Annotated in this window: 10 protein-coding genes; all 10 read left to right on the plus strand. The window is 57.9% G+C overall.

What is annotated here, in order from left to right:
- Nucleotides 1-8: 8 nt before the first annotated feature.
- The 10 genes from CBW65_RS18355 to miaA all read left to right on the plus strand — a co-directional run bounded on the left by CBW65_RS18355 (nt 9) and on the right by miaA (nt 13,048).
- Entirely contained in the window at nt 9-617 is a 609-nt protein-coding gene (locus CBW65_RS18355; protein WP_087458070.1) for a DedA family protein, read from the plus strand.
- Nucleotides 596-1,300: a response regulator transcription factor gene (locus tag CBW65_RS18360; protein WP_087458071.1), complete on the plus strand. Its 705-nt coding sequence runs from the start codon at nt 596-598 to the stop codon at nt 1,298-1,300. The genes CBW65_RS18355 and CBW65_RS18360 overlap by 22 nt, the downstream gene beginning before the upstream one ends.
- The gene (locus CBW65_RS18365) at nt 1,290-2,777 is read left to right on the plus strand and encodes a sensor histidine kinase (RefSeq protein ID WP_087458072.1); all 1,488 of its coding nucleotides are present in this window, start codon (nt 1,290-1,292) and stop codon (nt 2,775-2,777) included. Before CBW65_RS18360 ends, CBW65_RS18365 begins: the two co-directional genes overlap by 11 nt.
- Before the next feature lie 108 nt (nt 2,778-2,885).
- Nucleotides 2,886-4,253, plus strand: a complete 1,368-nt coding sequence (locus CBW65_RS18370; RefSeq protein ID WP_087458073.1) for a S8 family peptidase — start codon at nt 2,886-2,888, stop codon at nt 4,251-4,253.
- Nucleotides 4,254-4,574: 321 nt separating this feature from the next.
- Nucleotides 4,575-6,047, plus strand: a complete 1,473-nt coding sequence (miaB, locus tag CBW65_RS18375; RefSeq protein ID WP_087458074.1) for a tRNA (N6-isopentenyl adenosine(37)-C2)-methylthiotransferase MiaB — start codon at nt 4,575-4,577, stop codon at nt 6,045-6,047.
- A complete protein-coding gene (locus CBW65_RS18380) occupies nt 6,044-6,466 on the plus strand; it encodes a YlbF/YmcA family competence regulator (protein ID WP_087458075.1) in 423 nt (140 codons plus the stop codon). Before miaB ends, CBW65_RS18380 begins: the two co-directional genes overlap by 4 nt.
- Before the next feature lie 167 nt (nt 6,467-6,633).
- Entirely contained in the window at nt 6,634-9,360 is a 2,727-nt protein-coding gene (mutS, locus tag CBW65_RS18385; RefSeq protein ID WP_087458076.1) for a DNA mismatch repair protein MutS, read from the plus strand.
- The gene (gene mutL / locus CBW65_RS18390; protein WP_087458077.1) at nt 9,360-11,315 is read left to right on the plus strand and encodes a DNA mismatch repair endonuclease MutL; all 1,956 of its coding nucleotides are present in this window, start codon (nt 9,360-9,362) and stop codon (nt 11,313-11,315) included. The genes mutS and mutL overlap by 1 nt, the downstream gene beginning before the upstream one ends.
- Nucleotides 11,316-12,110 carry a class I SAM-dependent methyltransferase gene (locus tag CBW65_RS18395; RefSeq protein WP_087458078.1) on the plus strand — a complete coding sequence of 265 codons (795 nt, stop codon included), beginning with the start codon at nt 11,316-11,318 and terminating at the stop codon, nt 12,108-12,110.
- Nucleotides 12,110-13,048 (plus strand): tRNA (adenosine(37)-N6)-dimethylallyltransferase MiaA, encoded by a 939-nt coding sequence (gene miaA, locus CBW65_RS18400; RefSeq protein WP_087458079.1) that lies wholly within the window; start codon nt 12,110-12,112, stop codon nt 13,046-13,048. The genes CBW65_RS18395 and miaA overlap by 1 nt, the downstream gene beginning before the upstream one ends.
- The last annotated feature ends 41 nt before the right edge of the window (nt 13,049-13,089 follow it).

Below are 13,089 nucleotides of genomic sequence, written 5' to 3' on the forward strand. Positions count from 1 at the left end.
ATGGTAAAATGAGCGTGGACATTTTACTTGGCTATATTGAGCAGTACGGCTATTTTGCCCTCTTTTTTGCCTTATGGCTGGGCATTGTCGGGCTGCCAATCCCCGATGAGAGCGTCGTGATGACCGGCGGCTTTGTCGCTTCGGCGGGGCTGTTGCATACGCTGCCGGCTTTCTTGCTGACCTATCTTGGGGTCGTATCCGGCCTGTCGATCGGCTATGTGATCGGGTACCGGGCCGGCGCGCCGATTCTGGAGAAGATCGGCGCGAAACGAAAAGGAGCGAAACACCTGGCCCGTGCGCAGCGGCTGCTGGAGCGCTATGGTCCGGCTGCGCTGTGCTTTTCCTATCTGCTGCCGGTGGTGCGCCACATCGTGCCGTATCTGGTCGGCACGAACCGAATGAGCTTTGGACGCTATGCGTTGTATTCCTATACGAGCGGGCTGGTCTGGACCTTGCTGTATTTTGTGCTTGGCTACCTGTTTGGCGGGTATATTGAAGAGATCGCCGCAGCCGTGACCACCTACGGGATGTACGTGCTGTACGCCTTGGCAGGCGCCGGGGTGATCGTGTTTGCCGTGCGGAGGAGGAGAGTACTTTGGAAAAAGAACGCATCCTGATCGTCGATGATGAAAAGGAGATTCGCGATCTGATTGAGATCTATTTGAAAAATGAAGGCTATCGCGTGCTGCAGGCGGAAAACGGCGCCGAAGCGCTGGAGCTCTTGGAACACACCGAGATCGATCTGATCGTCCTCGACATCATGATGCCGAAGTTGGACGGCCTGACCTTTACCTTGCAGGTGCGGGAGAAACAGGACATGCCGATCATCATGCTCTCGGCAAAAACGCAGGACATGGACAAAATCCACGGGCTGTCGACCGGTGCGGACGATTACATGTCCAAGCCGTTCAACCCGCTGGAGCTGATCGCCCGCGTCAAATCGCAATTGCGCCGCCAGCAGCGGATGAACAAGGCGGCCGCTGTGCCGGTCGAAGCGGATGTGATCGAAATCGATGACCTGCAGATCAACACACAGACGCACGAAGTGCGCGTCGGCGGGACGGAAGTGCGCTTGACGCCAACCGAGTTTGACATCCTCGAACTGCTCGCCCGCAACCGCGGCAAAGTGTTCAGCGCCGAGCACATCTATGAAAAGGTCTGGCAGGAGCAGTATTACCGCTCCGGCGACAACACGGTGATGGTGCACATCCGCAAGATCCGCGAGAAGATCGAAGAGAACAGCCGCAAGCCGAAGTACATCAAGACGGTGTGGGGAGTGGGATATAAAATTGAAACGTAGACTGGCCGCCCTGTACCGCAACATCGTCATCAACATCAAGACCAGCCTGCGCACGCAGTTGATGCTGACCTTTCTCGTCTGTCTGGGACTGGCCGCCATCGCCGGGGTGGCGGTCACCGTGTTTATGGAAGACACGTTATCCACGCGCCATGAAGAGGTCGACAGCGGGGTGGAGAGACTGGAGATCGACACGCAGCATCTGGCCGAAGAGGTGGAGCGGATTACCGCGAACTTCCCGGATGACGAAACGCGCCGGAAAAGCGAAATCCAGCTCGCCTTAAACAATGGCGAGTGGAACACGTCCGGCCAAACGGCCAACTTCCGCATCATCGACGAGTCGGGCAATGTACTGCTGAAATCGACGAGCGCGCAGTGGGCGCCGGTTGACCTGCAGTACCTGCTGCGCACCTCGATGGAGCTGAGCGCCGACCTCAGAGCCAACCAGCTCGATTCCAACCAATATGTGGTGCTGGCATCCCCGGTGGAGTATGAAGGCCGGGATGCGTATATGATCTTCGAAGGCATCCCGCAAACGCGCGTGTATTATGTGCAGGACTTTTCGATGATCGGCTCGATCGCGTTTGTGATCGCCTTCTTGTTCCTGTTTTACATGATCACCAAGCGCAAGACCGGCTACATCGAGGAGTTGGCGCACGGCCTGCAGGTGATCTCCAAAGGCCAGCTCGAGCACCGCGTCCGGGAAAAAGGGGAGGACGAGCTCGGCATCCTCGCGCAGACGATCAACCACATGGCCCAGGAACTGCAGGCCAAGATCGAAGAGGAGCGGGAAGCGGAACGGGTGAAAAACGAGCTGATCACATCCGTCTCGCACGACCTGCGCACGCCGCTGACCTCGATCATCGGCTACCTGCGCCTGCTGCATGAAGACCGCGCCAAGACGCTGGAGGAGAAGCGCGATTATCTGCGCGTGGCGTTTGGCAAATCGGAGCAGCTGCAGCGGCTGGTGGAAGACTTGTTCGATTACACGACGCTGACCCACCACGACGTAAGGTTAAACACCCAGCGCGTGTCATTAAATGAAATGGTCGAGCAGATCGCGGAAGAATACGTGCCGCTGATGGAAGAGAGCGGGCTGCAATTGCAGAGAGAACTGCCCGCCGACGAGCTTTTTGCCGAAGTCGATCCGGAAAAATGGTTCCGGGTCTTCGAAAATCTGCTCGGCAACGCGATCAAATACAGCCACAAGCAAAGCATCGTCCGCCTGCGCCTGAAACAGCGCGACGGCGGCGCTATGATCCTCTTGGAAAACCAAAGCGACGCAATCCCCAAAGCGCAGTTGGAACGCCTGTTTGAGCGCTTTTTCCGCCTCGAGACCTCCCGCTCGACGAAAAGCGGCGGATCGGGTCTGGGCTTAGCGATCGCCAAGAGCATCGTCGAGCTGCATGGCGGCACGATCGGGGCAACCAGCGTCGAAAATCGCATCCAATTTCAGATTTGGCTGCCATTAGCAAAATAATTTTCAGTTTTCCGATAATATATCTTGTCATACACTCTTTGTTTTAGTATGATTAATCTCAAATGGGGTAAGAGATTATATCTAACTTTAATGAGGGGGTTTTTCCCAATGAAAAAACGTTCCGCACTGATGCTCGCACTCGCACTCGGCATGACCACTGTTACCGGCCTGACCGTTGACGGCGGACAAGCTCAAGCACAAGCTGGCGAACAGCAATTCCTCGTCGTCTTCAAACAAGACAGCGGTCTTCCGGCTGGGTATGAGTCGGTGATTGCCAATGCAGGCGGCTCCGTTAAGAAAGCCATCCCGCAGCTGGGTGCTGTGCAAGTCACTTCGAGCAACCCGGACTTCTTGAGCACCATCGAAGGCTCCAGCCTCGTTCTGAACGCAGGCATTGAAAATACAATCTACCCGGAAACGGTTGAAGGCGAGTCCTTCGAAATGCTGTCCGCTGCAGACGCAGTGAACACCGGCAGCGCAGACCTGTACAACCGTTACGGCTGGGATATCAAGCAAGTGACCGGCGACGGCGCAGCATGGAACCTGACCGGCGGCACCGGCAAGTCGGTTGACGGCAAAAACATCGTTGTTGCAGTTGTTGACACCGGGATCGACTACACCCACCCGGACCTGCAGAAAAACTACCTGTACGGCAAGTCCTTCGTACCGGGCATCGCTGACCCGAGAGACGACAACGGCCACGGCACGCACGTTGCCGGCTCCATCGCAGGCGTCGGCCGCATCCTCGGCGTTGGTCCGGACCTGAAAGTGGCAGCTTACCGCGTATTTGGCCCGACCGGCGGCGCTCAGACTTCTGACATCGCCAACGCGCTGATGACCGCAGCTGACGACAACGTTGACGTCGTCAACATGTCGCTCGGCGGCTACGACTGGTTCCAAGACCCGTCCTACGCAACGAAAGACGTTGTGGCAGACGTTCGCATGTTCAACCGCGCGATCCAATACGCGATCAAAGGCGGCGTAACCGTTGTTGGCTCCGCAGGCAACAACAACTACGACCTGTCCTCCCCGGGCCAGCTGTCCCAGACCATCGGCGCACAAGGTGCAACGCACCGCAGCCCGTCTTCTCCGACCCTGATCCGCGTGGCGGCAAACGGCTTTGAGCTGAACCGCACCTACTACTCCAACTACGGCGTAGGCAAGATCGACGTTACCGCTCCGGGCGGCGACTACGGCACCGCTTGGATCACCCAGAACAACCCGGCGCTGCGCAACGGCAACCTGCGCGCTCTGTCCACCGTTCCGGGCGGCTACGCTTGGTACATGGGCACCTCGATGGCAGCTCCGAAAACGGCAGCTCTGGCTGGCCTGATCATCGCTCAGCACGGCAAAGACGTGCTGTCCCCGCAACAAGTCAAGAGCATCATCCAGCGTTCGGCGACCGACATCAACAAGCCGGGCTACGACGGCGAATCCGGCTTTGGCCTGATCAACGCAGTCAACGCGTTGAAATAGTTTAAGCAAATGGAAAAGAGTCCCCGCTGAGGGGACTCTTTTTTGCGTGGAGTGGAAAAATGTACAGCTTGTGCAAAAGCTTCGTACAAGTTAACATAATGCTATACCACAACAAATCCAACGTACTCCTTCTGATTGGCATTTGCACTGTGGACTCGAGCAAAATGAACGGAATCCGTGCGGTTGACTCATGACCTTCCGCACGGTTACGACCCGCCCTGGCTAGGCGGGTCTTTTTTTGTGCTTTTTTATACACTGTATTTCCCTGATCTTTTTCGATATAATGGCAGATAGTCAAGGACGAAGAGAAAGGGGATTCAGATGAGCGTAAATAATGAAGGTTTCATTCAAATAGATGACCTCGACCAGCATGCTGCCGACACCCACCGCCCGACAATCGCGGAGCGCCAGCGCGTCGATTACCGCGAGATCGCCAAAGAAGTGGGCCGGCTTGGCGAAGGGAAGACCTACTTTATCCGCACGCACGGTTGCCAGATGAACGAACATGATACCGAAATCATGTCCGGGATGCTTGAAGAGATGGGTTACACGCCGGCACGCGAGATGTATGATGCCGATTTTATCCTGTACAACACCTGCGCCGTCCGCGAAAACGCAGAAGACAAGGTCTGGGGCAACCTCGGCACCTTGAAGCCGTATAAAGCGAAGAATCCCAACCTGATCATCGGCCTCTGCGGCTGCATGGCGCAGGAAGAGGTCGTTCGCGAACGCATCCGCACCACGCATCCGCATGTCGACATCGTGTTTGGCACGCACAACGTACACGTGCTGCCGAGCCTCGTCGAACAGGCGCACCACAGCAAATTGACGATCTTTGACGTGTGGGATGCCGCGCATGACGGCACGATCGAGAACCTGCCGAAAGTCCGCAAAGACGATGTGCGCGCCTGGGTCAACATCCAATATGGCTGCAACAAGTTCTGCACCTACTGCATCGTGCCGTTTACCCGCGGCGAAGAGCGTTCGCGCCTGCCGCAGGACGTCATCGAAGAGATCAAGCAATTGGCGGCGGAAGGCTACAAAGAGATCACTTTGCTGGGCCAAAACGTCAACGACTACGGCATCGACCTCGAAGGTGTCGATTTTGCCGATCTCTTGGAGCTGGCAGCCGGGGTGGACGGGATCGAACGCATCCGCTTCACCACGTCCAACCCGTGGAACTTTACGGACAAGCTGATCGACACGATCGCCCGCCACAAGCAGATCCCGAACTTCATCCATCTGCCGGTGCAGTCGGGCTCGTCGCAGGTGCTGCGCCGCATGAAGCGCGGGTACACCCGTGAGGAGTACCTCGATCTGGTCAGCCGGATCAAGACCCGCATCCCGGACGTGGCGCTGACCACCGATATCATCGTCGGCTTCCCGGGCGAAACGGAAGAGCAGTTCCAGGAAACGGTGTCGCTGCTCGAAGAGGTGCGCTATGAAGGCGCATTCACGTTTGTCTACTCGCCGCGCGCCGGCACGCCTGCGACCCGCCTGCCGGATGATGTGTCGGAAGAAGACAAGAAAAAGCGTCTGTACCGTCTGAATGAAGTGCAGGATGGGATCTCGCTGGAGCAGAACCAAAAGCTGGTCGGCCATGTGCTGAACGTTTTGGTCGAATGCGAATCGAAGAACAATGCGGACGTGCTGCAAGCACGCACCGAATCGAACAAGCTGGTGCATATCGAAGGCGCCAAAACACTGATCGGCCAAATGATTCATGTCAAAGTCACCGAAGCCAAGACCTGGTACTTGCGCGGTGAAGTCCTGCCGCAGGGGGTAATTGTATGAGCAACGCACTCGCCACACATCCCGTGCTCGCCGAGCGCGCCGAACAGATCGGCGCGATGGTGACGCGGTCGCTGGAAATGTCCATTTTTAAACAAGCAGAGCGCGACCTGCACCAAGACGGGGAAGCGCAAAGCCTGATCGCCGAGCTGCAGCAGAAGCAAGCGTCGGGTGAAGAGGTTGACGCTGTGCTCGACCGTCTGGAAGGGCTCGATGTTGTTCGTCATTTCACGTCCGCACAGCAAGGGCTGTCCGAAGTGATCGAGCATGTGACGAAAATTCTGACCGCGACCTTGTCGGGCCGCCTCGATATCGTGCTCGAACAGGAAGGCGGATGCTGCTCGTCCTGCCCGTCGACCGGCTGTGACGGCGTGTCCAGCGCGGCCGGATGTACCGGCAGCGCTTCGACCTGCTCGGCGTAATCGCGCGTTGAGCACATAAATAGAAGTTTTGACAGAAAAAGTCTGGTTTCTCAGAAGAGGAATCGGGCTTTTTTATTTGAATAAGGTTAGGGACAAACAGGACGAATTTTGACGAGTTTTGTTATAATGGACAACGAATGTGTGTAGAGCGGGAGGATTTAGCTGAAATGGCGAAGTTTACACCGATGATGCAACAATATATGGACACAAAAGCACAGGCGCCGGACGCCTTGCTGTTTTTTCGCTTAGGCGATTTTTATGAACTGTTTTTTGACGATGCGGTGACGGCCGCACGGGAGCTGGAGATCACGCTGACCGGACGGGGCAGCGGTTCGGATGAAAAGATTCCGATGTGCGGCGTGCCGCATCACTCGGCGGAGAACTATGTGCTGCGCCTCGTGGAAAAAGGCTACAAAGTCGCGATCTGCGACCAGGTGGAAGACGCTTCGGCCGCCAAAGGCATCGTGCGCCGCGAGATCGTGCGCGTCGTGACGCCGGGCACGGTGATGGAAAGCAAAGCCCTGCAGGAAAAAGCCAATCTGTACCTCGCGTCGATCGTGCATAAGGACGGCGTGTTTGGCGTGTCGTTCTGCGACCTTTCGACCGGGGAACTGCTGGTCGTCGAGCATGGGGACGAGCAGGCGATGCTCGATGAGATGGTGTGCTATCAGCCGGCCGAAGTTGTCGTGCCGGCGGGCGAAGCAGGGAGCGAATATGCGGTGACCGTGCAGGAACTCTTGCGCACGGTGCTGACGGCGGGCGGCGAGAAGTCGCATCGCCATGACCGGGCGAGCGAGACGCTGCTGGGGCATTTTGGCGTGATTTCGGTGGAGTCGTTTGGTCTTGCCGATCATCCGCTGGCGGTGTCGGCGGCGGGGATGCTCTTGTCGTACCTGCAATCGACGCAAAAGCGCAGCTTGAGCCACCTGAAGATGCCGTCGTATATCACGAGTGACGAGTACATGACCTTGGACGCTTTTTCCCGGCGCAATCTGGAGCTGATCGAGACGCTGCGGGACAAGAGCAAGCACGGGGCTTTGCTTGGGCTGCTCGATGAGACGGTGACGGCGATGGGCGGGCGGCTCTTGCGCCGCTTTGTCGAGCGGCCGCTGGCCAACAAGCAGCGGATCGAAGAGCGCCTCGATGCGGTCGGCGAGCTGAATGACCACCTGCTCTTGCGCGAAGATGTGCGCCAACTGCTCGATCTGGTCTATGACCTGGAGCGCCTGGTGGCGCGGGTGGCGTACGGCTCGGCGAATGCGCGTGATCTGCAGGCGATCGGATCGTCCTTGTCGATTTTGCCGCATCTGAAAGAGCGGTTGGGAGGCACGGCTGTCGGGCTGTTGCAAAACATCGCCGGGCGGATTGAAGATTTTGGGCCGGTCGTCGATCTGATCGAGCGCGCGGTGGTGGACGAGCCGCCCGTTTCTTTAAAGGACGGCGGGGTGATCCGCGACGGTTTTGACGAATATCTGGACACGTTGAAGCAGGCGAGCCGCGAAGGGAAGCAATGGATCGCCAATCTGGAAGCGACGGAGCGCGAGAAGACGGGCATCAAGTCGCTGAAAGTTGGTTTCAACAAAGTGTTTGGCTACTACATCGAAGTGTCGCGCACCAACGTGCAGTACGTGCCGGACACGTATGAGCGCAAGCAGACCTTGACCAACGGCGAGCGGTACGTGACGCCGGAACTGAAGGAAAAAGAATCTCTGATCCTGGAAGCGGAAGAAAAGCTGCTCGATCTGGAGTACCAGACGTTTGTGGGCGTGCGCGATGAAGTGGCGACGTGGCTTGCCAAGATCCAGCAGGCGGCAGAAGCGATCGCGCTGACCGACGTGTTGCAGTCTCTGGCGACCGTGTCGGCGAAACGCCGCTATGTACGCCCGATGATCGCGACCGATGACCGGATCGTGATCACCGAAGGACGCCATCCGGTGGTGGAAGCGATGCTGAAAGGCGAGCCTTTTGTCGCGAACGATACTTTGCTCGACAATGGCGGTCATCAGATCTCGCTGATCACCGGGCCGAACATGGCCGGTAAGTCGACCTATATGCGGCAGGTGGCTTTGATCGTGCTGCTCGCCCAGATGGGCAGTTTTGTTCCGGCCGATCATGCTGAGATCGGGATTGTCGACCGCGTGTTTACGCGCATCGGCGCATCGGATGACCTGGCGGGCGGACAGTCGACGTTTATGGTCGAAATGGTGGAGTTGGCGAACATTTTGCATCACGCCACGCCGAAGAGCCTGATCATCCTCGATGAGATCGGGCGCGGGACGTCGACGTTTGACGGCATCTCGATCGCGCAGGCGGTGGTGGAATTCCTGCACCAGAATCCGCAAGTCGGCGCGAAGACGCTGTTTGCGACGCATTATCATGAGTTGACCGAGTTCACCAAGACGTTTGTTGGCGTGCGGCACTACTCGACACATGTGCAGGAGCAAGGCGACGGCATCGTGTTCCTGCGCAAGATTCTTCCGCAGGCGGCCGACCGCTCCTACGGGATTCAGGTCGCCAAGCTGGCCGGGCTGCCGCAGGAAGTGCTGGCACGGGCACGGGAGATTTTGGCCGAACTGGAGCATGGCAAGCCGGAGTCGAAACTCGTTGTGTACAAGCAAAAAGATGAGCTGGGCGGCGCGATGATCCTGCGTGACGACGTGGTGCGCGAGGCGGCGACGGCGTATGAAACGGAAGCGCCTGCCGCTGCTTCTGTGAAAAAGAAGCCGGCCAAAGAGGCGTCGCCGTCGTTGCAGCTGTCGTTGTTTGCCGACGGAGCGGGCGAGCATCCGGTGGTGGAAGAGCTGCGCACGCTTGACGTGATGAAACTGACGCCGCTCGATGCGATGAATCTGCTCTACCAGCTCCAGCAAAAAGCGCGGGGAAGTGAGGCATAATGGGAAGAATTGAAGTCTTGAGCGACCTGCTCGCCAACAAGATCGCCGCCGGGGAAGTTGTGGAACGCCCGGCGTCGGTCATCAAGGAACTGCTCGAAAACGCGGTCGATGCGGACAGCACGCAGATCATCGTCGAGATCGAGCAAGGCGGGCTTGACCTGATCAAAGTCGCCGACAACGGCATCGGGATGGAGAAAGACGATGCTTTGAAGGCGTTTGAGCGCCACGCGACCAGCAAGATCAAGACCGACAAAGACCTGTTCCGCATCCGCACGCTGGGCTTTCGCGGCGAGGCATTGCCGTCGATCGCATCGGTGGCAAAAGTGGAAGTGAAGACGCGGACACTGGAGGCGAATGAGGGAACGCTGGTCAAAATTGACGGCGGCACCCTGGTCACGCATGATGTCTGTGCGGCGAAAAAGGGGACGGAGATCGCCGTGCGCGATCTGTTTTACAACACGCCGGCCCGCTTGAAGTACCTCAAGTCGATTCAGACGGAGCTGGGGCACATTTTGGACTATGTGAACCGGATGGCTTTGGCGCACCCGCAGATCTCGTTTCGGCTGTACCACAACGGGCGGCAGGTGATCCAGACGCCGGGCGACGGCAAGCTCTTGCATGCGGTCGCGGCGATCTACGGCAGCGACATTGCGCGGCAGATGGTGCCGGTGGAGTGGGAGACGTACGATTACAAGATCGAGGGCGTGGCAGGGTATCCTGAACTCAACCGGGCCAACCGCAACCATTGCTCCTTTTTCATCAACGGGCGTTTTGTGCGCAGCTATCAGATGATGAACGCCGTGCAGTCGGCGTACCATACGCTGTTGCCGATCAACCGCTATCCGGTGGTCGTGCTGTCGCTGACGCTCGACCCGGGTCTGGTTGATGTGAACGTGCACCCGAACAAGCTGGAAGTGCGCTTCTCCGAGGAAAAAGACGTGATGACCGCCGTGCAGCAAGCGGTGGAAAGCGCCTTGAAAGGTCAGACCTTTATTCCGAAAGCGACAGCGAAGTCGATCGATACCGAGCCAAAAGAAAAATCGTCGCAGGAGACGATGGACCTGCGCGTCATCTCGCCGCCTTCTGAACCTGCACCTGCACCGACGGCTCCGGCCAGATACATCCCCGGTGCAAACGGCCCCAAATACCGCGAACCCCTGCCCCAAGGCGGCGCCCTCGTCCGCGAAACGCCGACGACCTCGTACCGCCCGAAAGAGCGGGAGCGGGATCAAAATCTGACGCGCAAGCAGGTGGAAGCGGCGCTTGGGGCATACAAAACGCCACCGCCGCCTGCACCTGCACCGGTTGTGGAAGAACCGATTGCTAAAGAACCGATTCTTGAAGAAACAAGTGCCGAAGAAGCACGCTCCAACGTCCCGCAGTTCCAGCCGGTGGCTCAGGTGCTGGGCATGTACATCGTGGCGCAGGATGACACGGGGCTGTTTCTGATCGACCAGCACGCCGCGCATGAGAAAGTGCTGTTTGAGAAGTTCTCCGGCAGGCTGGCCACGCGCCAGATCCATCCCTTGCCGCTCTTGGTGCCGTTGACGCTGGAGCTGACCGCAGCCGAAGCTGCCCAACTGGAAGAGCGGATTCCGGCGCTCATGGAATGCCAGATCGAAGTGGAGAGCTTCGGCGGCAAGTCGTTTTTGATCCGCTCCGTCCCCGACATCTGGGAAGGGCAAAACACGCAAGCTCTCCTGCAGGAGCTGATCGACGAACTGCTCCAGGAAGGCAGCGCGCGCAACCCGCTGCAGCTGATCGAAAACAAAGTCATCACCAAAGCATGCAAAGCAGCGATCAAAGCAAACCAGTGGCTGTCGATGCCGGAGATGATCGCCTTATGCGACCAGTTGCGGGAGCTGAAAAATCCGTTCACCTGCCCGCACGGACGCCCGATCATCATCCACATGTCGAACTACGATCTGGAGAAGCAATTTAAAAGGGTGATGTAGGTGCAAAACCGTCCAATTACCGTAACCACCGGGCTGAAAGTCCGGGATGAATACGTCGAGCAGGCCCACGTCTACGCCGAAGCGATCGGCGGCACGTACGTCGAGCGCAAGAAGCGCGGCTTAGGCAAGATGCAGGAAATCTACGGCGATCCTCTGCTCGTCGTCTCCGAGCGGGTCAAACTGCACATCGGCGACGAAGAATTCTTTTTTCATCCAAGCATGGCAAATACAAGAATTAAGCGGCTTAAATCTGGCGACAATGATATCGTGATCGAATATACCGACGCCCGTCCCGGCGATGTCATCCTCGACTGTACGCTTGGCCTCGGCTCGGATTCGATCGTGTTTGCCCACGTCGCAGGCGAGACGGGACGGGTGATCGGCGTGGAATCATCGCCGGTCATCGCCTACATCGTGCAGCGCGGACTCAAGGAAGTCACCGTCGATGTCAAAGCGGTCAACGAAGCGATGCGGCGCGTGGAAGTGGTCTGTGCCGACCATCTCGACTACCTGCGCTCGCTGCCCGATAAGTCGGTCGACATCGTCTATTTTGACCCGATGTTCCGCCGCACCGTCGAGAAGTCGCAGGCGATGGAGCCGATGCGCGTCCTCGGCAATGACCGCCCGGTCGAACTGGCCGCCATCGAAGAGGCGAAGCGCGTGGCCAGACGGCGCGTCGTGATGAAAGAGCGCTGGTACTCCAAAGAGTTTGCGCGTCTCGGCTTTCAAATTTTGCGCAAGTCTTCCGGTTCGACAAATTATGGGGTGATTGACCTGGAGGAGGCGGGCATATGATGGGGGCAAAACCGAAGATTTTGATCATCGTGGGACCGACCGCCGTCGGCAAAACTGCGCTCAGCCTGGCCTGTGCCAAGGAGTTTGACGGCGAGATCATCTCGGCCGATTCGATGCAGATCTACAGGGGCATGGACATCGGCACGGCGAAGATCACGCCGGAGGAGATGGACGCGATCCCGCATTACGGACTCGATCTGGTCGCGCCCGACCAGCCGTATACGGTCGTGGAGTTCAAAACATACGCCGACCGCGTGATTCGCGACATTGAGGCGCGCGGCAAACTGCCGATCATCGTCGGCGGCACGATGCTGTATGTGAAAGCGCTGATCGATCCGATGGATTTTACGGAAGCAAAAGAAGACCCCGAGTTTCGCCAGCAGCTCTGGCAGCAAGCCGAAGAGCATGGCGGCGAACCCTTACATAAGCAGTTGCAGGAAGTCGACCCGGTCACAGCGGAGCGCCTGCATCCCAACGATGTCAAACGCGTCATTCGCGCGCTGGAAGTGCATCATGCCACCGGCGTTCCGCTGTCCGAGTCTTTTGCCAATCAGGCGGCAGAAGGGCCCTACGACCCGGTGCTGGTCGGCTTGAATCTGGAGGACCGGCAGGAGCTGTACGAGCGGATCAACCGGCGCGTGGACATCATGATCGGGCAGGGGCTGCTCGAAGAAGTGAAAACCCTTTTAGATGCGGGCTACCACCGCGACCTGCAAAGCATGCAGGCCATCGGCTACAAGGAGATCGTCGACCACCTCGCCGGGCGGCTGACGCTTGAGGAGGCGGTGGAGGCGGTTAAACAGGGCTCCAGGCGTTATGCCAAGCGCCAGTTGTCCTGGTGGCGACGGGAAGAGCGGATTCATTGGTTCGATGTCCAAACTGCGAACGAAGCAGAACGTTTGCGAAAAATCCGCAACTTGCTAGAAGGAATTTCATAGAAGGGGTACGAATACCATATAAAAAAAAGAGTGGGGGTAAA

This window comes from Tumebacillus avium (assembly GCF_002162355.1).
GTDB classification, from domain to species: domain Bacteria; phylum Bacillota; class Bacilli; order Tumebacillales; family Tumebacillaceae; genus Tumebacillus_A; species Tumebacillus_A avium.